The organism is Pseudomonas sp. R4-35-07 (assembly GCF_003852235.1).
Lineage (GTDB): Bacteria > Pseudomonadota > Gammaproteobacteria > Pseudomonadales > Pseudomonadaceae > Aquipseudomonas.
In genome coordinates, this window is the sequence record NZ_CP027732.1 from 1399356 (window position 1) to 1421121 (window position 21766).

Annotated in this window: 17 protein-coding genes; all 17 read left to right on the plus strand. The window is 60.1% G+C overall.

The genetic code is table 11. The features are described 5' to 3' along the window. Position 1: 1 nt before the first annotated feature. The 17 genes from uppS to eno all read left to right on the plus strand — a co-directional run bounded on the left by uppS (position 2) and on the right by eno (position 21697). Positions 2-757, plus strand: coding sequence for a polyprenyl diphosphate synthase (uppS, locus tag C4J89_RS06300; RefSeq protein ID WP_057723202.1), 756 nt, complete (start codon positions 2-4; stop codon positions 755-757). Beyond that, positions 758-1564 carry a phosphatidate cytidylyltransferase gene (locus C4J89_RS06305; RefSeq protein WP_124361610.1) on the plus strand — a complete coding sequence of 269 codons (807 nt, stop codon included), beginning with the start codon at positions 758-760 and terminating at the stop codon, positions 1562-1564. Continuing rightward, positions 1561-2766 carry a 1-deoxy-D-xylulose-5-phosphate reductoisomerase gene (gene ispC, locus C4J89_RS06310; protein ID WP_124414010.1) on the plus strand — a complete coding sequence of 402 codons (1206 nt, stop codon included), beginning with the start codon at positions 1561-1563 and terminating at the stop codon, positions 2764-2766. The genes C4J89_RS06305 and ispC overlap by 4 nt, the downstream gene beginning before the upstream one ends. A 38-nt stretch (positions 2767-2804) precedes the next feature. Beyond that, a complete protein-coding gene (gene rseP / locus C4J89_RS06315; RefSeq protein WP_124361612.1) occupies positions 2805-4157 on the plus strand; it encodes a sigma E protease regulator RseP in 1353 nt (450 codons plus the stop codon). Between the two features lie 74 nt (positions 4158-4231). Then, positions 4232-6619: an outer membrane protein assembly factor BamA gene (bamA, locus tag C4J89_RS06320; protein WP_124414011.1), complete on the plus strand. Its 2388-nt coding sequence runs from the start codon at positions 4232-4234 to the stop codon at positions 6617-6619. A 45-nt stretch (positions 6620-6664) separates the two neighbouring features. Then, positions 6665-7168: an OmpH family outer membrane protein gene (locus C4J89_RS06325; protein WP_003172279.1), complete on the plus strand. Its 504-nt coding sequence runs from the start codon at positions 6665-6667 to the stop codon at positions 7166-7168. A 3-nt stretch (positions 7169-7171) separates the two neighbouring features. After that, a complete protein-coding gene (gene lpxD / locus C4J89_RS06330; RefSeq protein ID WP_124414012.1) occupies positions 7172-8227 on the plus strand; it encodes a UDP-3-O-(3-hydroxymyristoyl)glucosamine N-acyltransferase in 1056 nt (351 codons plus the stop codon). Positions 8228-8338: 111 nt separating this feature from the next. Then, the gene (gene fabZ / locus C4J89_RS06335) at positions 8339-8779 is read left to right on the plus strand and encodes a 3-hydroxyacyl-ACP dehydratase FabZ (protein ID WP_003172281.1); all 441 of its coding nucleotides are present in this window, start codon (positions 8339-8341) and stop codon (positions 8777-8779) included. Next, positions 8776-9552, plus strand: coding sequence for an acyl-ACP--UDP-N-acetylglucosamine O-acyltransferase (gene lpxA / locus C4J89_RS06340; RefSeq protein ID WP_124361615.1), 777 nt, complete (start codon positions 8776-8778; stop codon positions 9550-9552). The genes fabZ and lpxA overlap by 4 nt, the downstream gene beginning before the upstream one ends. A gap of 2 nt (positions 9553-9554) precedes the next feature. Continuing rightward, positions 9555-10694: a lipid-A-disaccharide synthase gene (gene lpxB / locus C4J89_RS06345; RefSeq protein WP_124414013.1), complete on the plus strand. Its 1140-nt coding sequence runs from the start codon at positions 9555-9557 to the stop codon at positions 10692-10694. Beyond that, on the plus strand, positions 10691-11323 hold the full coding sequence (gene rnhB, locus C4J89_RS06350) for a ribonuclease HII (RefSeq protein WP_124414014.1): 633 nt from the start codon (positions 10691-10693) through the stop codon (positions 11321-11323). The genes lpxB and rnhB overlap by 4 nt, the downstream gene beginning before the upstream one ends. A gap of 77 nt (positions 11324-11400) precedes the next feature. Beyond that, a complete protein-coding gene (dnaE, locus tag C4J89_RS06355) occupies positions 11401-14922 on the plus strand; it encodes a DNA polymerase III subunit alpha (RefSeq protein WP_124361618.1) in 3522 nt (1173 codons plus the stop codon). Positions 14923-15074: 152 nt separating this feature from the next. Further along, positions 15075-16022, plus strand: a complete 948-nt coding sequence (locus C4J89_RS06360; RefSeq protein WP_016976871.1) for an acetyl-CoA carboxylase carboxyltransferase subunit alpha — start codon at positions 15075-15077, stop codon at positions 16020-16022. 162 nt (positions 16023-16184) lie between these two features. After that, positions 16185-17495 carry a tRNA lysidine(34) synthetase TilS gene (gene tilS / locus C4J89_RS06365; protein ID WP_124414015.1) on the plus strand — a complete coding sequence of 437 codons (1311 nt, stop codon included), beginning with the start codon at positions 16185-16187 and terminating at the stop codon, positions 17493-17495. Between the two features lie 273 nt (positions 17496-17768). Then, positions 17769-19400, plus strand: coding sequence for a CTP synthase (locus C4J89_RS06370; protein WP_124361620.1), 1632 nt, complete (start codon positions 17769-17771; stop codon positions 19398-19400). Between the two features lie 5 nt (positions 19401-19405). Beyond that, positions 19406-20251: a 3-deoxy-8-phosphooctulonate synthase gene (gene kdsA / locus C4J89_RS06375; RefSeq protein WP_124366122.1), complete on the plus strand. Its 846-nt coding sequence runs from the start codon at positions 19406-19408 to the stop codon at positions 20249-20251. A gap of 156 nt (positions 20252-20407) precedes the next feature. Further along, a complete protein-coding gene (eno, locus tag C4J89_RS06380; RefSeq protein ID WP_017844757.1) occupies positions 20408-21697 on the plus strand; it encodes a phosphopyruvate hydratase in 1290 nt (429 codons plus the stop codon). Positions 21698-21766: the final 69 nt, after the last annotated feature.

Consider the following 21766-nt stretch of genomic DNA (forward strand, 5'->3'; position numbering starts at 1 on the left):
CATGGAAAAGACCAAGCAGACTGTGCCCTCTGTGGTGCCGCGCCATGTCGCGATCATCATGGATGGGAATAATCGCTGGGCGAAAAAACGCTTTATGCCCGGTGTTGCCGGGCATAAAGCGGGTGTCGATGCGGTGCGCGCTGTCATCGAAGTGTGCGCCGAGGCCAAGGTCGAAGTGCTGACGCTGTTTGCCTTTTCCAGCGAGAACTGGCAGCGGCCCGCCGAAGAAGTGAGTGCCTTGATGGACCTGTTCTTCAAGGCGCTGCGGCGCGAGGCCAAGCGCCTCAATGACAACGGCATCAGCCTGCGCATCATTGGTGACCGTTCCCGGTTCCATCCGGAGCTGCAGGCAGCCATGCGTGAAGCCGAGGCTATCACGGCCGGCAGCAACCGTTTCGTGCTGCAAATCGCGGCCAACTACGGCGGCCAATGGGATATCGCCCAGGCTGCGCAACGGCTGGCCCGCGAAGTGCAGGCCGGTCATCTGCGGCCCGACGACATCACGCCCGAACTGCTGCAAACCTGCCTGGTGACCGGCGACCTGCCGTTGCCAGACTTGTGCATCCGTACCGGTGGTGAGCACCGCATCAGCAATTTCCTGCTGTGGCAGCTAGCCTATACCGAGTTGTATTTCTCCGACCTGTTCTGGCCGGACTTCAAACACGATGCCATGCGCAATGCGCTGGCCGATTTCGCTTCCCGTCAGCGTCGCTTCGGTAAAACGAGCGAGCAGATCGAAGCTGGAGCCCGGGTTTAAATGCTTAAACAACGAATCATCACAGCACTGATCCTGCTGCCGATTGCCTTGTGTGGTTTTTTCCTGCTCGAGGGTTCCGGCTTTGCACTGTTCATCGGCCTGGTGGTAACCCTCGGCGCATGGGAATGGGCGCGTCTGGCGGGCTTCAGCGATCAATTGCCACGCGTGGCGTACGCCGCGATCGTCGCGCTGTTGCTGTTCCTGATGTACATCCTGCCCGATATCGCGCCCTGGGTGCTGGGGGCGTCGGTACTGTGGTGGGCATTGGCGACGTTCCTGGTGCTGACCTATCCACGCACCAGCGGTCAATGGTCCAGTGTGGCCTGCAAGTTGGTGATTGGCTTGCTGATCCTGCTGCCGGCCTGGCAAGGCTTGGTGGAAATCAAGCGTTTCCCGAATGGCAACGAATTGATCCTGGCGGTCATGGTGCTGGTCTGGGGCGCTGACATTGGTGCCTACTTTTCAGGCCGTGCCTTTGGCAAGCGTAAGCTGGCGCCAGCCGTCAGCCCAGGCAAGAGCTGGGAAGGCGTATACGGCGGGCTGGCCTTGACGCTGCTGATTGCGCTGGCGGTCGGTGTGTGGCGCGACTGGTCGGTGAAAGAGATTGTCCTCGCCCTGTTGGGGACCGCCGTGGTGGTATTCATTTCGGTGGTGGGCGACCTCACCGAGAGCATGTTCAAGCGCCAGGCCGGGATCAAGGACAGCAGCAACCTGCTGCCAGGTCACGGTGGTGTGCTGGACCGTATCGACAGCCTCACCGCCGCGTTGCCGATCTTTGCCGTGTTGCTGTGGATGATCGCTTCGTGAGCCGTCTGCAGCAGGTCACCGTGCTTGGAGCGACGGGCTCGGTCGGGCTGAGCAGCCTGGATGTCATCGCCCGTCACCCCGATCGTTACCAGGTTTTCGCCCTGACCGGCTTTACGCGCATGAATGAACTGCTGGCGTTATGCGTGCGTCATTCGCCGCGCTTTGCCGTGGTGCCGCAGGCCGCTGCCGCGCGAAGCCTGCAGGATGATCTGCGGGCCGCCGGCCTTGCCACCCAGGTGCTGGTGGGCGAGGAGGGGCTGTGCCAGGTGTCTGCGGACGCCGAAGTGGATACGGTCGTGGCAGCTATTGTCGGCGCAGCGGGTTTGCGCCCCACACTGGCTGCCGTCGATGCGGGCAAGAAAATCCTGCTGGCCAATAAAGAAGCCCTGGTCATGTCCGGCGCGCTCTTTATGCAGGCCGTGCGCAAGAGTGGGGCGGTCCTGTTGCCCCTGGACAGCGAGCACAACGCGATCTTCCAGTGCATGCCCGCTGATTTTGCCCGCGGCCTGGGCCAGGTCGGCGTGCGCCGGATTTTGCTGACGGCGTCCGGTGGTCCCTTCCGGCAGACTCCGGTGGATGAGCTGGAGCATGTATCGCCCGACCAGGCGTGCGCGCACCCGAACTGGTCCATGGGGCGCAAAATCTCCGTGGATTCGGCGAGCATGATGAATAAAGGGCTGGAACTGATCGAGGCGTGCTGGTTGTTCGATGCGCGGCCTGATCAGGTGGAGGTGGTGATTCACCCGCAAAGTGTGATTCATTCCCTGGTGGATTACGTGGACGGCTCGGTACTGGCGCAATTGGGCAACCCGGATATGCGCACGCCGATCGCCAATGCCCTGGCTTGGCCGGAGCGGATTGATTCCGGTGTGGCGCCATTGGACCTGTTTGCCATCGCGCGCCTGGATTTCCAGGCGCCGGACGAACAGCGCTTCCCGTGCCTGCGTCTGGCCCGGCAAGCAGCTGAGGCGGGCAACAGTGCGCCAGCCATGCTCAATGCAGCCAATGAAGTGGCCGTGGCGGCGTTTCTCGAACGGCGCATCCGCTTTCCGCAGATCGCGAGTATCATCGAGGACGTTCTGGATTCTGAGCCGGTTGTGGCTGTGGATGACCTGGGGGCCGTGTTCGAGGCGGATACAAAGGCTCGGGCCCTGGCCGAGCAATGGCTGGGCCGCAACGCGCGTCAGGCTGTAGGCGGGTAAGCGCCTTCAGGCATTGGATTGAAATGCGGAGAAATTAGATGAGTGCGCTCTACATGATTGTCGGCACCCTGGTTGCTCTGGGTGTGCTGGTTACCTTCCACGAATTCGGCCACTTCTGGGTGGCGCGTCGTTGCGGCGTCAAGGTATTGCGCTTTTCCGTCGGTTTCGGCATGCCGCTGGTTCGCTGGCATGATCGTCAGGGTACCGAGTTCGTGATTGCGGCCATCCCGCTGGGTGGCTATGTGAAGATGCTCGATGAGCGCGAAGGCGAAGTGCCTGCGGACCAGTTGGATCAATCCTTCAACCGCAAGACCGTTCGTCAGCGCATCGCCATCGTCGCTGCCGGCCCGATTGCCAATTTCCTGTTGGCGATGGTGTTCTTCTGGGTCCTTGCCATGCTGGGCAGCCAGCAAGTGCGTCCGGTCATCGGCGCGGTCGAGACGGGCAGTATGGCGGCCAAGGCCGGGCTGGTGGCAGGCCAGGAAATTGTTTCCATTGATGGCGAGCCCACCACGGGTTGGGGTGCGGTCAATTTGCAGTTGGTGCGGCGGCTGGGTGAGAGCGGCAGCGTCAATGTGGTGGTGCGCGAGCCGGATTCCAGTGCCGAAAGCCCGCGTGAGCTGGCCTTGGACCATTGGCTTCAAGGCGCTGACGAGCCGGATCCGATCAAGTCCCTGGGCATTCGTCCATGGCGTCCGGCGTTGCCGCCGGTACTCGCCGAACTGGACCCTAAAGGCCCGGCCCAGGCCGCAGGCCTGAAAACCGGCGACCGGTTGTTGGCCCTTGACGGCCAGGCGCTGGGCGACTGGCAGCAAGTGGTCGACCTGGTACGTGTACGCCCTGATACGAAAATTGTGCTGAAAGTTGAGCGCGAAGGTGCTCAAATCGACGTCCCTGTGACCTTGTCGGTGCGTGGTGAGGCCAAGGCTGCCGGGGGTTACCTGGGTGCCGGGGTCAAAGGTGTCGAATGGCCGCCATCGATGGTGCGAGAGATCAGCTTCGGGCCGTTGGCAGCGATTGGCGAGGGTGCTAAACGCACTTGGACCATGAGCGTGCTGACCCTCGAATCCCTGAAGAAAATGTTGTTCGGCGAGCTCTCGGTAAAAAACTTGAGTGGACCGATAACCATTGCTAAAGTGGCGGGCGCTTCTGCCCAGTCGGGTGTCGCGGATTTCCTGAATTTCCTGGCTTATCTGAGTATCAGCCTTGGAGTTCTGAATTTGCTGCCCATTCCAGTGTTGGATGGGGGGCATCTGCTGTTTTATCTGGTCGAGTGGGTGCGTGGTCGCCCCTTGTCGGATCGGGTGCAGGGTTGGGGGATACAGATCGGTATCAGTTTGGTGGTCGGAGTGATGTTGTTAGCTCTGGTCAACGATCTGGGACGACTGTAACGCTTCGCTGAATTGCGAATCTGCCGCATTTTGCGGCAGTTTGTTTATTGCCAGTTGGAATAAGAAAGGACTTCATGAAACGTCTGCTGCTAACTGCGGTTCTCACCGTATTGATGATCGCCGAAGTTCACGCCGAGTCCTTCACCATCTCCGATATTCGCGTCAACGGCCTCCAGCGGGTTTCCGCGGGTAGCGTCTTTGGTGCCTTGCCGTTGAACGTCGGGGAACAGGCTGATGATCGTCGCCTGGTGGAATCCACTCGTGCGCTGTTCAAAACCGGGTTCTTTCAAGATATCCAACTGGGTCGCGAAGGCAACGTCCTGGTTATCACCGTCGTCGAGCGGCCTTCCGTCGCGAGCATCACGATCGAAGGTAACAAGGCTATCTCCACTGAAGACCTGATGAAGGGGTTGAAGCAGTCGGGCCTGGCCGAGGGCGAGATCTTCCAGCGCGCCACCCTTGAAGGTGTGCGTAACGAGCTGCAACGCCAGTACGTTGCCCAGGGCCGCTACTCGGCAAGCGTGGAGACGGAAGTCATCCCGCAGCCGCGTAACCGGGTAGGCCTGAAGGTCAATATCAACGAAGGCACCGTGGCGGCCATCCAGCACATCAACGTGGTGGGCAACACCAAGTTCGCGGATGAAGACCTGATCGACCTGTTCGAACTCAAGACCACCAACTGGTTGTCGTTCTTCAAGAACGATGACAAGTACGCCCGTGAAAAACTGTCCGGTGACCTGGAACGCCTGCGCTCCTACTACCTGGACCGTGGCTACATCAACATGGACATCGCTTCGACCCAGGTGTCCATCACCCCGGACAAGAAGCACGTCTACATTACCGTCAACGTCAACGAAGGCGAGAAGTACAAGGTTCGTGACGTCAAGCTCAGCGGTGACTTGAAGGTGCCTGAAGACCAGGTCAAGTCCCTGTTGCTGGTCCAGAAAGACCAGGTGTTCTCGCGCAAGCTGATGACCACCACCTCGGAGCTGATTACCCGTCGCCTGGGTAACGAAGGCTATACCTTCGCCAACGTCAACGGCGTGCCGACCCCGAACGATGAAGACCACACCGTGGACATCACCTTCGTCGTCGATCCGGGCAAGCGTGCCTACGTCAACCGCATCAACTTCCGTGGCAACACCAAGTCCTCGGACGAAGTGCTGCGCCGTGAAATGCGCCAGATGGAAGGCGGTTGGGCGTCGACTTACCTGATCGACCAATCCAAGACCCGTCTTGAGCGCCTGGGCTTCTTCAAGGAAGTCAACGTCGAAACCCCGGCCGTACCGGGTGTGGATGACCAGGTCGACGTGAACTACGCCGTTGAAGAGCAAGCCTCGGGTTCGATCACCGCCAGCGTCGGTTTCGCACAGAGCGCGGGTTTGATCCTGGGCGGTTCCATCACCCAGAACAACTTCCTCGGTACCGGTAACCGTGTGTCCATCGGCCTGACCCGAAGCGAATACCAGAGCCGATACAACTTCGGCTACACCGACCCCTACTGGACTGCAGACGGTGTGAGCCTGGGCTACAACGCCTTCTACCGCACCACCGACTACAAAGACCTCGACGTCGACGTTGCAAGCTATGCGATCGACAGCCTCGGTGCCGGCGTCAACGTGGGTTATCCGATCAGTGAGACCTCGCGCCTGACCTTCGGCCTGACCGCGCAGCAGGATGAGATCAAGACCGGTGTGTACACCGTGGATGAAATTTTCGACTTCACCCGTCGTGAAGGCGACAAGTTCCTGAACTTCAAGGCGTCTGCCGGCTGGTCCGAGTCGACCCTGAACAAAGGCGTACTGGCGACCCGTGGCCATTCCCAGAGCCTGACTGCGGAAGTCACCACGCCGGGCAGCGACCTGTCGTTCTTCAAGCTCGACTACCGTGGCCAGTTGTTCCAGCCGTTGAGCGATAACTACACCATGCGCCTGCACACCGAGCTGGGCTATGGCGACGGTTATGGTTCGACCAATGGCTTGCCGTTCTATGAGAACTACTATGCGGGCGGTTTCAACTCGGTACGTGGCTTCAAGGACAGCACCTTGGGTCCTCGTGGTACGCCGAGTCGTGGTCAAGCGTTTACTGGTAACCAGGGCACGGAACCTGACTCGGACAACGACCCGCTTCCGTTCGGTGGTAACGTGCTGATCCAGGGTGGTGCGGAGATTCTGTTCCCGCTGCCGTTCGTCAAGGACCAGCGTTCCCTGCGCACCTCGGTCTTCTGGGACGTGGGTAACGTGTTCGACTCCAAGTGCGAGCAGATCAAGAACCCAAGTGGCTTGAAGTCCAACACCCAGTGCAACGATGTGAGCCTGAGCAATATGGCCAGCTCCGTCGGTGTGGGTGTGACCTGGGTGACTGCGTTGGGCCCGTTGAGCTTTGCTCTGGCCATGCCGATCAAGAAACCGGATAACGCTGAAACCCAGATTTTCCAATTCTCCCTTGGCCAGACGTTCTAAGCGTCTGACCTAAGATAACGACAACGGATTCTGTAGGAGTACATCGTGCGTAAGTTGACTCAATTGGTCCTGCTGGCCACTGTGCTGGTAACCACCCCGGCCTTCGCCGAAATGAAAATCGCCGTGCTGAACTATCAGATGGCCCTGCTGGAATCTGACGCGGCCAAGAAGTACGCCGTGGATGCAGAAAAGAAATTCGGTCCGCAACTGACCAAGCTCAAAACTCTGGAAAGCAGTGCCAAAGGCATCCAGGACCGTCTCGTTGCCGGTGGTGACAAGATGCAGCAAGGCGAGCGCGAGCGTCTGGAGCTTGAATTCAAGCAAAAGGCCCGTGACTACCAGTTCCAATCCAAGGAACTGAACGAAGCCAAAGCAGTTGCTGACCGCGAGATGCTCAAGCAGCTCAAGCCGAAACTCGACAGCGCTGTGGAAGAAGTCATCAAGAAGGGTGCCTTTGACCTGGTGTTCGAGCGTGGCGCCGTGATTGACGTCAAGCCTCAATACGACATCACCCGCCAGGTGATCGAGCGCATGAATCAGCTGAAGTAAACCATGACCGCGACCATCAAGCTCGGCGAGTTGGCCGAGTTCCTGGGGGCCACCTTGCGTGGTTCCCCGGAGAGAGACATTACTGGGCTAGCCACCTTGCAGGAGGCTGGCCCAGCTCAGTTGAGCTTCCTCGCAAATCCTCAATACCGTAAATACCTGGTCGATTGCCAAGCCGCAGCCGTGTTGCTGAAGGCCGCGGACGCCGAAGGGTTTATCGGGGATGCGCTGGTAGTGGACGACCCCTACCTGTGCTACGCGAAAGCATCGCACCTGTTCGATCCCAAGCCTAAGGCGGCTGGCGGTATTCACCCGACAGCAGTGATCGCCGAGGATGCCCAGGTCGACCCTGCGGCCAGCATTGGCGCCTTTGCCGTGGTCGAGAGTGGCGCCCGTATTGGTGCTGGCGTCACCGTCGGCGCGCATTGTTTTATCGGCGCGCGTTGCGTAATCGGTGCCGATGGCTGGCTGGCTCCTCGCGTTACCCTTTACCACGATGTGCGTATTGGGCAGCGGGTGGTCATTCAGTCGGGCGCGGTAATTGGCGGTGAGGGCTTCGGCTTTGCCAATGCCAAGGGTGTCTGGCACAAGATCGCCCAGGTGGGCGGCGTGTTGATCGGCGACGACGTAGAGATCGGTGTCAACACTGCTGTCGATCGCGGGGCCCTGGCCGATACCGTGATTGGCAACGGCGTGAAGCTCGACAACCAGATTCAGATCGCCCACAACGTGCAGATTGGCGATCACACCGCCATGGCTGCCTGCGTGGGGATTTCCGGCAGCACCAAAATCGGCAAGCATTGCATGCTCGCCGGTGGCGTGGGGCTGGTGGGGCATATCGATATTTGCGACAACGTCTTCATCACCGGCATGACCATGGTCACTCACTCGATTACCGAGCCAGGGGCTTATTCATCCGGTACCGCCATGCAGCCAGCGGCTGAATGGCGCAAGAGCGCAGCACGTCTGAGGCAGCTCGACGACATGGCGCGACGTCTCAAACAGCTGGAAAAGCGTGTTGCAGACGTGACCCCTGGCGGTAATGCTTCATCAGAAGGCTGATACCATTTCCATATCAAGTGTGCACAGCCGCTAGACTGCCTCCTTGATTTGCTAGCGGGGCGTGCTTTTAGTCCGCCCGCCCCCAATCTTTATTACAGGCTTCCCCCCGAAATGATGGACATCAACGAGATTCGCGAATACCTGCCTCACCGTTACCCGTTCCTGCTGGTGGATCGTGTAGTGGACCTCAATGTTGAGGAAAAGCGCATTCGTGCCTACAAGAATGTCAGCATCAACGAACCGTTTTTCAATGGCCACTTTCCTGCGCATCCCATCATGCCGGGCGTGTTGATCATCGAAGCAATGGCCCAGGCTGCCGGTATCCTTGGTTTCAAAATGCTCGACCTCAAGCCTGCCGACGGCACGCTTTACTATTTCGTGGGCTCCGACAAGTTGCGTTTTCGCAATCCGGTCACCCCGGGTGACCAGTTGATCCTGGAAGCCAAGTTCATCAGCTGCAAGCGCCAGATCTGGAAGTTCGAATGCCAGGCTTCGGTGGATGGCAAGCCGGTGTGCTCTGCCGAGATCATCTGCGCGGAACGCAAACTATGAGTTTGATTGACCCTCGCGCAATCATCGATCCGTCGGCCGTACTGGCCGCCGACGTTGAGGTCGGCCCTTGGTCGATTGTCGGCGCAGGTGTGGAAATCGGCGAGGGGACTGTCATCGGGCCGCACGTGATCCTTAAGGGTCCGACCCGCATTGGCAAACACAATCGCATCTACCAGTTTTCCTCGGTAGGCGAAGACACGCCGGACATGAAGTACAAGGGTGAAGAAACGCGCCTGGTAATCGGTGACCACAACATCATCCGTGAAGGCGTGACCATCCACCGTGGCACGGTGCAGGATCGGGCCGAGACCACGCTGGGGGATCACAACCTGGTGATGGCCTATGCCCATATCGGCCACGATAGCGTGATCGGTAACCACTGCATCCTGGTCAACAACACCGCCTTGGCCGGGCATGTGCATGTGGACGACTGGGCGATCCTGTCCGGTTTTACCTTGGTGCACCAATATTGCCATATCGGCGCCCACAGCTTTTCCGGCATGGGCACCGCCATTGGCAAGGATGTCCCTGCATTCGTCACGGTGTTCGGCAACCCCGCTGAAGCCCGCAGCATGAATTTTGAAGGGATGCGCCGTCGCGGCTTCAGCGACGACGCGATCCAAGCCCTGCGCCGCGCCTACAAGACGGTTTACCGTCAAGGGCTGACGGTTGAGCAGGCCCTGACCGAACTGGCCGAGCCGGCAGCGTCGTTCCCGGAAGTCGCGGTGTTTCGTGACTCGATCCAGGCGTCGACTCGCGGCATCACCCGCTGACCATGGCCAAGTTGCGTATCGCACTGGTCGCCGGAGAAGCTTCCGGCGATATTCTCGGCGCCGGCCTGATGCGGGCCCTCAAGGTCCAGCACCCTGCCATTGAATTCATCGGCGTCGGCGGCCCATTGATGCAGGCCGAAGGCCTCACCTCCTACTTTCCGATGGAGCGCTTGTCGGTCATGGGTTTGGTAGAAGTACTGGGGCGCCTGCGTGAGTTGCTCGCGCGTCGCAAGCTACTGATCAAGACGTTGATCGAAGAAAAGCCCGACGTCTTTATCGGTATCGATGCCCCGGACTTCACCCTCAACATTGAACTCAAGTTGCGCCAGGCCGGGATCAAGACGGTGCACTATGTCAGCCCGTCCGTGTGGGCGTGGCGGCAAAAGCGCGTGCTCAAGATTCGTGAAGGCTGCGACTTGATGCTGACCCTGCTGCCGTTCGAAGCGCGGTTCTACGAAGAGAAGGGCGTGCCGGTGCGGTTTGTCGGGCATACCCTGGCCGATGCCATTCCTTTGCAGGCCGACCGTGCCGCAGCGCGTGCCGAACTGGGGTTGCCCGACGGCCCGCTGGTCGCGCTGATGCCGGGTAGCCGGGGCGGTGAAGTCGGGCGCCTGGGCGGCCTGTTTTTTGATGCCGCTGAACGTCTGCAAGCGATCAAGCCGGGGATTCGTTTTGTGCTGCCGTGCGCGAGCCCGCAGCGTCGCGCACAAATCGAAACACTGCTTGAGGGGCGCAACCTGCCGTTGACCCTGCTCGACGGTCAGTCGCACCTGGCCCTGGCCGCCTGCAATGCCGTACTGATCGCCTCAGGCACCGCCACCCTGGAAGCCTTGCTGTACAAGCGTCCCATGGTCGTGGCCTATCGCTTGGCGCCGCTGACCTTCTGGATTCTCAAGCGGATGGTCAAGAGCCCGTATATTTCTTTGCCCAATCTGCTGGCCCAACGGTTGTTGGTGCCGGAGTTGTTGCAGGACGATGCTACGCCCCAGGCACTTGCACAGACGCTGCTACCCTTGATTGACGGTGGCGAAGAGCAAACCCGTGGTTTCGATGCTATTCACCGCACTCTGCGGCGTGATGCCTCGAACCAGGCGGCTGATGCCGTGTTGAACTTGATCGGCCATAGACAGGAAGCCTTATGAGTACGCAGATGGGCCTGGATTTCAGCCTGGTTGCACAGGCCCACGAACTGGTCGCCGGTGTCGACGAAGTCGGGCGCGGCCCGCTGTGCGGTGCGGTGGTGACGGCGGCGGTGATTCTCGACCCGAACCGTCCGATCCTAGGCCTCAATGACTCGAAAAAGCTCACCGAAGCCCGCCGTGAAAAACTCTATGACGAGATCTGTGAGAAAGCCCTGAGTTGGCATATCGCCCGGGCGGAAGTGGAAGAAATCGATACGCTGAACATCCTGCACGCCACCATGCTTGCCATGCAACGTGCGGTTGAAGGGCTGCATATCACGCCCAGGCTGGCGATGATCGACGGCAATCGTTGCCCCCAGCTGGCGATGCGCGCTGAGGCCGTGGTCCAGGGCGACAGCAAGGTGCCGGCGATTGCGGCGGCGTCGATTTTGGCCAAGGTCAGCCGCGACCGCGAAATGGCGGCGTTCGACTTGATTTACCCCGGCTACGGCATGGGCGGTCACAAAGGCTACCCGACGCCCGTTCATCTGGAAGCCTTGGCGCGACTCGGCCCTACGCCGATCCATCGCCGCTCGTTCGCCCCGGTGCGCCAGGCTTACGAGCTGCGCGAGAGCCTCAGCGAGATGTAGTCGCGAGGCTGATGTTTTGCTCAAGGCCCGGTACAATCCCGGGCCTTGTTGTTTCCACGTTACTGCACAGGATCACTATGCCGGCTTCATTCGTTCATCTACGCCTGCACACTGAATACTCCCTGGTCGACGGCCTCGTACGGATCAAACCGCTGGTCAAGACCCTGGTGGGCATGAACATGCCAGCGGTAGCGGTTACCGACCAGAACAACATGTGTTCCCTGGTCAAGTTCTACAAAAACGCCATGGGCGCAGGTATCAAGCCGATCTGCGGCGCCGACCTGTGGCTGTCCAACAAGGATCCGGATAACCCCCTGAGCCGCATCAGCCTGCTGGCGATGAACGGCGTGGGTTATCGCAACCTGACCGAACTGATTTCCCGTGGCTTCATCGATGGTCAGCGCAACGGCTCGATCATCATCGAGCGCGAGTGGGTCGCACAAGCCAGCGAAGGCTTGATCATGCTCTCGGCCGCCAAAGAGGGCGAGATCGGTATCGCGCTGCTCGGCGGCAACCCGCAGGAAGCCGAAGTGCTCGCCCGCGAGTGGATGCAGGTGTTCCCTGACCGCTTCTACCTGGAAGTGCAGCGCACCAATCGCCCCAACGATGAAGAGCACCTGCACGCCGCCGTGGCCCTGGCCGACAAGCTGGGCGCGCCGCTGGTGGCAACCAACGATGTGCGTTTTATCAAGAAGGAAGATTTCGAGGCCCACGAGACCCGCGTGTGCATCGGCGAGGGCCGGGCCCTGGATGACCCGCGTCGCTCCAAGAACTACAGCGAAGAGCAGTACCTCAAAAGCGCCGAGGAAATGGCCGAGCTGTTCAGCGACTTGCCCGAGGCCTTGGAAAACTCCGTCGAGATCGCCAAGCGCTGCAATATCGAAGTGAAGCTGGGCAAGCACTTCCTGCCCAACTTCCCGATACCCGATGGCATGACCATCGACGAGTACTTCCGCAAGGTGTCGTTCGACGGCCTGGAAGAGCGGCTCAGCGTGCTGCTGCCTAAGGACACCACCGAAGACTACGAAGCCAAGCGCCAGGTCTACGTCGACCGGCTGAATTTCGAGCTGGATATCATCATCCAGATGGGGTTCCCCGGTTACTTCCTGATCGTGATGGACTTTATCCAGTGGGCCAAGAGCAACGGCGTACCGGTCGGTCCGGGCCGGGGGTCAGGTGCTGGCTCGCTGGTGGCCTACGTGCAGAAGATCACCGACCTCGACCCGTTGGAATATGACCTGCTGTTCGAACGTTTCCTCAACCCGGAACGGGTTTCCATGCCCGACTTCGACGTCGACTTCTGCATGGACGGTCGCGACCGCGTGATCGAATACGTGGCCGAAAAATACGGTCGCAATGCGGTCAGCCAGATCATCACCTTCGGTTCCATGGCGGCCAAGGCAGTTATCCGCGACGTGGCCCGGGTGCAGGGCAAATCCTACGGCCTGGCCGACCGCCTGTCGAAGATGATCCCGTTCGAAGTGGGCATGACCCTGGAAAAAGCCTACGAGCAGGAAGAGATTCTGCGCGACTTTATCAAGGTCGATGAAGAAGCCGCCGAAATCTGGGACATGGCACGCAAGCTCGAAGGCGTGGTGCGTAACGTCGGTAAACACGCCGGTGGCGTGGTGATTGCGCCTACCAAGCTGACCGACTTCTCGCCGATCTACTGCGATGAAGAGGGCGGCGGCCTGGTGACCCAGTTCGACAAGGATGACGTGGAGGCGGCCGGCCTGGTGAAGTTCGACTTCCTCGGCCTGCGCACCCTGACGATCATCGACTGGGCGCTCAAGACCATCAACCGCGACCGCGCCAAGGTCGGCGAGGAACCGCTGGATATCGCCTTTATCCCGCTGGACGACAAGCCGACCTACAGCCTGCTGCAAAAAGCCGAAACCACTGCGGTGTTCCAGCTTGAGTCGCGCGGCATGAAGGAGCTGATCAAAAAGCTCAAGCCCGACTGCCTGGAAGACTTGATCGCACTGGTGGCCCTGTTCCGTCCTGGGCCGCTGCAATCGGGCATGGTGGATGACTTTATCAACCGTAAGCACGGCCGCGCCGAACTGGCGTACCCGCACTCCGATTACCAGTACGAAGGCCTCAAGCCGGTACTGGCGCCCACCTACGGCATCATCCTGTATCAGGAACAGGTGATGCAGATCGCCCAGGTGATGGCGGGTTACACCCTCGGCGGTGCGGACATGCTGCGTCGCGCCATGGGTAAAAAGAAACCCGAAGAAATGGCCAAGCAACGCGGCGGTTTCATCGAGGGCTGCGCCACCAACAATATTGACGCGGATCTGGCCGGTAACATCTTCGACCTGGTAGAGAAATTCGCCGGTTACGGCTTCAACAAATCCCACTCCGCTGCGTACGGCCTGGTTTCGTACCAGACCGCCTGGTTGAAAGCCCACTATCCGGCGCCGTTCATGGCCGCGGTACTCTCGGCGGATATGCACAACACCGACAAGGTCGTGACCTTGATCGAGGAAGTGCGCACCATGAAGCTGCGCCTCGACGCGCCGGACGTGAACGCCTCGGAGTTCAAGTTCACGGTGAACGACGAAGGCCGCATCATTTATGGCCTCGGTGCGATCAAAGGCGTAGGTGAGGGGCCGGTGGAAGCCATCACCGAAGCGCGTCAGGACGGGCCTTTCAAGGATCTGTTCGACTTCTGCGCACGGGTTGACCTCAAGCGTATCAACAAGCGCACCCTCGATGGCCTGATCCGCAGCGGTGCGCTGGACCGTCTCGGCCCGTATTTCCATGATGAGCCGAAGGCTTACCAGGCCAATATCGACCGCAACCGCGCGGTGTTGCTCACCGCCATGGAAGAAGCGATCAAGGCCGCCGAACAGACTGCCCGTACCCATGACAGCGGCCACGCCGACCTGTTTGGCGGACTGTTCGTCGAAGAAGATGCGGATGTGTATGCCAACCACCGCAAGGCCAAGGAGTTGACTCTCAAGGAACGTCTCAAGGGTGAGAAAGACACCTTGGGCCTGTACCTCACGGGTCACCCGATTGACGAGTACGAGGGTGAGATTCGCCGTTTCGCCCGTCAGCGCATCATCGACCTGAAGCCGGCCCGGGATACCCAGACGGTTGCCGGCATGATCATCGCCTTGCGGGTGATGAAAAATAAGAAGGGCGACAAGATGGGTTTTATCACCCTCGACGACCGCTCGGGCCGGATCGAAGCGTCACTGTTTGCCGACGCGTTCCACTCCGCCCAGTCGCTGCTGCAGACCGATGCCATGGTGGTGGTGGAAGGGGAGGTCAGCAACGACGACTTCTCCGGCGGCCTGCGCCTGCGCATCAAGCGCGTGATGAGCATGGAAGATGCGCGTACCAACCTGGCCGAAAGCCTGCGCCTGAAGGTCAAGACCGAAGCACTCAAGGGCGATCAGCTACGCTGGTTGGGTGACCTGCTCAAGCGTCACCGTGGTGCATGCCCGGTAACCATGGAGTACACCGGCAACGACGCCAAGGCCATGCTGCAGTTTGGCGAGACCTGGCGAATTGATCCCGCTGACGGCTTGATTCAGGCATTGCGTGACCAGTTCGGCCGTGACAACGTCTTTCTCCAATACCGCTGATGGCCAGGCGCTTGCTTTTCCCTGAAGAGTATTCGCCTGATCTCGGCCAAACATTTAATCTCGACCTAAACGCGCCTCTCCCTTAAGGTAGGGCGCGAATAGACAACCGGCTGGCCAGGCACCCCTTGGCCGTCGACCCAAGACGGACGCTTATGAACCCGAATTTTCTTGATTTCGAACAGCCGATCGCTGACCTGCAAGCCAAGATCGAAGAGCTGCGCCTGGTCGGCAATGACAATTCGCTGAATATCGGCGATGAGATCGCCCGCCTGCAAGACAAGAGCAGCACGCTCACCGAAGACATTTTCGGCAAGCTGACCAGCTGGCAGATCGCGCGCCTGGCTCGCCACCCGCGCCGTCCGTACACCCTGGACTACATTCAGCACATCTTCACCGAGTTCGACGAGCTGCATGGCGACCGCCACTTCTCCGACGACGCGGCCATCGTGGGCGGTATCGCTCGGCTGGACGACCAACCGGTGATGGTGATCGGCCATCAGAAAGGCCGTGAAGTGCGCGAAAAAGTGCGTCGCAACTTCGGCATGCCGCGTCCGGAAGGCTACCGCAAGGCTTGCCGCCTGATGGAAATGGCCGAACGCTTCAAGATGCCAATCCTGACCTTCATCGACACCCCGGGTGCCTACCCAGGTATCGATGCCGAAGAGCGCAACCAGAGCGAAGCGATTGCCTGGAACCTGCGCGTCATGGCGCGCCTGAAAACCCCTATCATCGCGACTGTGATCGGTGAAGGCGGTTCCGGCGGCGCATTGGCCATTGGCGTCTGCGACCAACTGAACATGTTGCAGTATTCGACCTACGCGGTGATTTCGCCGGAAGGTTGCGCCTCCATTCTGTGGAAAACCGCCGAAAAGGCGCCGGACGCTGCTGAGGCCATGGGCATCACCGCTGATCGCCTCAAGGGCCTGGGGATCGTTGATAAAGTCATCGCCGAGCCACTGGGCGGCGCGCATCGTGATCCGGCTGCGGCTGCGGCGACTATCCGTGCCGAACTGGGCTCGCAACTGGCGATGCTCAAGAAGCTGGATAACGAAGCGCTGCTGGCCCGTCGTTACGAGCGCCTGATGAGCTACGGTCTCTAAGCCGACGCCGTAACTCCATGTGGGAGGGGGCTTGCCCCCGATTGCTGAGTGTCAGTCACCGCATCTGGTGGCTGGTCCACTGCCATCGGGGGCAAGCCCCCTCCCACATTTGCTTTGTATGTGTTCGGCCAACGTATTCCAGGGTTGCGGCGGTACTATCTGATGAAGCCACTTTTATCCGCCAAACTCCTGAAAACCCTGGCCCCCTGGTGCAACGCCCCGGCCTGGCATGTCGCTTTTTCGGGTGGCCTCGATTCCACCGTCCTGTTGCATCTCTTGGCCTCTCTGGCAAACATTCCTCCTCTGCGTGCTGTGCATGTTCACCATGGTTTGCAAACTGCCGCTGACGCCTGGCCCGGCCATTGTCAGCGAGTATGTGACGGCTTGAACGTGCCCTTGCGGGTGATGCGCGTGCAGGTACCGCCCGGCGCCAGCCTTGAGCGCGCGGCCCGTGATGCGCGTTATCTGGCCTTTGCCGAGGTGACCGGGGTAGGGGAGGTGCTGCTCACCGGCCAGCATCGCGACGATCAGGCTGAAACCCTGTTGTTCCGCCTGTTGCGCGGCGCCGGGGTGCGTGGGCTTGCGGCAATGCCCGCGCATCGCGCTTTGGCGCAAGGTCATCTGGTGCGCCCGCTGCTGAATGTCACCCGTGTCGAGCTGGAAGCCTACGCCCAGGCCCATCATTTACAGTGGATCGAAGACCCTTCGAACGCTGATCCGCGTTTCTCCCGTAATTATCTGCGGCACCGCGTCTTCCCGGTGCTGGCGCAGCGCTGGCCTCAAGTGGTGTCAAGCCTGGCCCGCACGGCTGAACATCTGGAGCAAGCCCAAGGCTTGCTCGATGAGCTGGCCGCCATGGACCTGCAGCGCGCCGATCAACCTTCGTTGTTTTCCTGGTTGCCTTTGCGCTCCCTGGCTATTACGCCCTTGCGCGAGCTTTCCGATGCACGCCAGCGCAACGCGCTGCGCCATTGGCTGGCTCCACTCACCCGCCTGCCCGACAGCGACCACTGGGCTGGCTGGTATTCCATGCGCGATGCCAAGGATGATGCACAGCCCCTATGGCGTCTGGCTGACGGCGAGTTGCACCGCAGCGGCGAGCGCATCTGGTGGCTGCCCTCTACATGGTCGGAATTTTCCGACGCATCGGTGAGCTGGCCCAATCCGCAAAAACCATTGGAGTTACCCGGCAATGGTCAGTTGAAACTGATTGGCGGGGCGCCTGAAGGTCCGCTGGAAATCCGCTACCGCCAGGGCGGTGAAATCATCGAAGTGCCAGGTCGTGGCCGGCGCGACCTCAAGCGCCTGCTCAATGAGTGCGGCATGCCCGGGTTCGTCCGTGGCAGATTGCCGCTGCTGTATCGGGGCGAGCGGTTGCTGGCTGTCCCAACGCTTGCGGGGCTATGGGCCAGCACGCCGAACGACTGGCAATTGCATTGGTTGCCACAGACCTGCGATCAAGGTTTGAGCTGATAGAGCCTTTCCGGTAGACTACGCTCCCTTCTTGATACAACTTCTGTGGATTCGCCTGAATCGCAGCAGTTGCCGATTACCAAGCAGTCTTTGCTGGGCGATTCCAAAAAATGTGTAGCGATCAACGTACCGGTGTTCCATTGCTGGTCTGTCACAACGCGGCGGTTTTTTTGAAAGGTGCACTGTGATTAATGCAGGTGATCGGGGGCTTCGGCCTCTCTTCGCTTTCCCCGGCGGCTCGTACCGCTTTAACGCAGACTTCTAGGGTTTTTCATGACGCGCTACATATTCGTCACGGGCGGTGTTGTTTCTTCATTGGGGAAAGGCATTGCCTCCGCTTCATTGGCGGCCATCCTGGAGGCGCGGGGGCTTAAAGTCACCATGCTCAAGCTGGACCCGTACATCAACGTCGACCCGGGCACCATGAGCCCGTTCCAGCACGGTGAAGTGTTCGTCACCCATGACGGCGCCGAGACCGACCTGGACCTGGGCCACTACGAGCGGTTCATCCGCACGACCATGACCCAGAACAACAACTTCACCACCGGCCGTGTCTACGAGCACGTGCTGCGCAAGGAGCGCCGTGGTGATTACCTGGGTGCAACCATCCAGGTGATCCCGCACATCACCGACGAAATCAAGCGCCGCATCATCAAGGGTGCAGGCGATGCCGACGTGGCGATGGTCGAGATCGGTGGCACCGTGGGTGACATTGAATCCCAACCGTTCCTCGAAGCCATTCGCCAGTTGCGTTTCGAAGTCGGCGCCAAGCGCGCGATGCTGATGCACCTCACCCTGGTGCCGTACATCGCCACTGCCGGCGAAACCAAAACCAAGCCAACCCAGCACTCGGTCAAGGAACTGCGTTCCATTGGCCTGCAGCCGGACGTGCTGGTCTGCCGCTCCGATCACCCGATCGATATTTCCTCGCGTCGCAAGATCGCGCAGTTCACCAACGTTGAAGAACGTGCGGTGATCGCCCTGGAAGACGCCGACACCATCTACAAGATCCCGGGCATCCTGCATTCCCAGGGCCTGGATGATTTTGTGGTCGAGCGTTTCGGCCTGCAGTGCAACGGCGCGGACCTGTCCGAGTGGGAAGCCGTGGTCGACGCCAAGCTCAACCCTGAGCATGAAGTCACCATCGCCATGGTCGGCAAGTACATGGAACTGCTCGACGCGTACAAATCCCTGATCGAAGCGATGAGTCACGCCGGCATCAGCAACCGTACCAAGGTCAACCTGCGCTACATCGATTCCGAAGACATCGAGAACCAGGGCACCGCGCTGCTCGAAGGTGTCGACGCGATCCTCGTACCGGGCGGTTTCGGCCTGCGTGGCGTGGAAGGCAAGATCACCGCCGTGCAATACGCTCGCGAGAACAAGGTGCCCTACCTGGGTATCTGCCTGGGCATGCAGGTGGCCGTCATCGAGTTCGCCCGTAACGTGCTGGGCTGGAAAGACGCCAACTCCACCGAGTTCGATCACACCAGCGGCCACCCGGTCGTGGGCCTGATCACCGAGTGGGAAGACGCCACCGGTGCCGTCGAAACCCGTACCGAAGCCTCCGACCTGGGCGGCACCATGCGCCTGGGCGCACAGGACTGCCTGCTGGAAGCCGGTTCGCTGGTACACGACTGCTACGGCAAGGACGTGATCGTCGAGCGTCACCGTCACCGCTACGAAGTGAACAACAACCTGCTGCCGCAGATCAAAGAAGCGGGCCTGAAGATTTCCGGCCGCTCCGGTGACGGCAAGCTGGTTGAAGTGGTCGAGGCACCGGATCATCCGTGGTTCGTGGCCTGCCAGTTCCACCCTGAGTTCACCTCGACGCCGCGCGACGGTCACCCGCTGTTCAGCGGTTTCGTCAAAGCGGCACTGACGCAACATCAGAAGAAGGCATAACCCTGATGGCCCAGAAGATCATTCGCGTAGGCGACATCGAGATTGCCAACGACAAGCCCATGGTGCTGTTCGGCGGCATGAACGTACTGGAAAGCCGCGACATGGCGATGCAGGTCTGTGAAGAGTACGTGCGGGTTACCCAGAAGTTGGGGATCCCCTATGTATTCAAGGCCAGCTTCGACAAGGCCAACCGTTCGTCCGTGACCTCCTATCGCGGCCCGGGCCTTGAAGAAGGCATGCGGATCTTCCAGGACATCAAGCAAGCCTTCGGCGTGCCGATCATCACTGACGTCCACGAGCCCGAGCAGGCTGCCGTGGTCGCCGAGGTGTGCGACATCATCCAGCTGCCGGCCTTCCTGTCGCGCCAGACCGACCTCGTGGTCGCCATGGCCAAGACTGGCGCGGTGATCAATATCAAGAAAGCCCAGTTCCTCGCGCCCCAGGAAATGAAACATATCCTGAGCAAGTGCGTGGAAGCGGGTAACGACCAATTGATCCTGTGCGAGCGTGGTTCGAGCTTCGGCTATAACAACCTCGTGGTGGACATGCTCGGTTTCGGCATCATGAAACAGTTCGAATACCCGGTGTTCTTCGACGTGACCCACGCGTTGCAAATGCCCGGTGGTCGCGCCGATTCCGCCGGCGGTCGCCGTGCCCAGGTGCTGGACCTGGCCAAGGCGGGCATCAGCCAGTCCCTGGCCGGCCTGTTCCTGGAAGCCCACCCGGACCCGGACAACGCCAAGTGCGACGGCCCCTGTGCCCTGCGCCTGGACAAGCTGGAGCCGTTCCTGGCCCAGCTCAAGCAGTTGGACGAACTGGTCAAGAGTTTTCCGACGGTAGAGACCGCGTAAGCGTCGTTTCTCCGGTAGAATTTCCCACGCTTTATGCTCAGGCCCCAGGCCTGAGCCTTGTCGTCTGCAAGCCTGCCCTGTTGTTCCACCCTTGCGGTCGGTCAAAAGATTTCCTTCAGCTGCGTCGTTTTCGTCAACTTTGGAGTGTTTACAACAATGGCAAAAATCGTCGACATCAAAGGTCGTGAAGTTCTCGACTCCCGTGGCAACCCCACCGTCGAAGCCGACGTGCTTCTCGATAACGGCATCATCGGCAGCGCCTGCGCGCCGTCCGGTGCTTCCACAGGTTCCCGTGAAGCGCTGGAACTGCGTGATGGCGACAAGAGCCGTTACCTGGGCAAGGGTGTACTCAAGGCGGTAGCCAACATCAATGGCCCGATCCGTGACCTGTTGCTGGGCAAGGACCCGCTGGACCAGAAAGCCCTGGACCACGCGATGATCAAGCTCGACGGCACCGAAAACAAAGGCAGCCTGGGCGCCAACGCGATCCTCGCCGTGTCCCTGGCCGCCGCCAAGGCCGCCGCCCAGGACCAGGACCTGCCGCTGTACGCGCACATCGCCAACCTGAACGGTACGCCGGGCGTGTACTCGATGCCGGTGCCGATGATGAACATCATCAACGGTGGCGAGCACGCCGATAACAACGTCGACATCCAGGAATTCATGGTGCAGCCGGTTGGCGCCAAGACCTTCTCCGAAGGCCTGCGCATGGGCACCGAGATTTTCCATCACCTCAAGGCTGTGCTGAAGGCCCGAGGCCTGAGCACTGCAGTGGGTGACGAAGGTGGTTTCGCACCAAACCTGGCGTCCAACGAAGATGCACTCAAAGTGATCTCCGAAGCTGTGGCCAACGCCGGCTACACACTGGGCACCGACGTGACCCTGGCCCTGGACTGCGCTGCCAGCGAATTCTATGAAGATGGCAAGTACAACCTGTCCGGCGAAGGCCAGGTGTTCAATTCCGAAGGCTTTGCCGAATACCTGAAGGGCCTGACCCAGCGCTACCCGATCATCTCGATCGAAGACGGCCTGGATGAGTCCGACTGGGACGGCTGGAAAATTCTCACCGACAAGATCGGCGAAAAAATCCAGTTGGTGGGCGACGACCTGTTCGTGACCAACACCAAGATCCTGAAAGAAGGCATCGACAAGAAGATCGCCAACTCGATCCTGATCAAGTTCAACCAGATCGGCACCCTGACCGAAACCCTGGAAGCCATCCAGATGGCCAAGGCTGCGGGCTACACCGCCGTGATCTCGCACCGCTCCGGCGAAACCGAAGATTCGACCATTGCCGACCTGGCCGTGGGCACCTCGGCGGGCCAGATCAAGACCGGTTCCCTGTGCCGTTCCGACCGCGTGTCCAAGTACAACCAATTGCTGCGCATCGAAGAGCAATTGGCGGGTAAAGCCAAGTACAACGGTCGCAGCGAGTTTCGCGGCTGAGCAGTAAATGGTAAAAAGTCGGCCGATTGCGTCGGAAATCTCACGACAGTGGGCATTTCGGCGCTAATC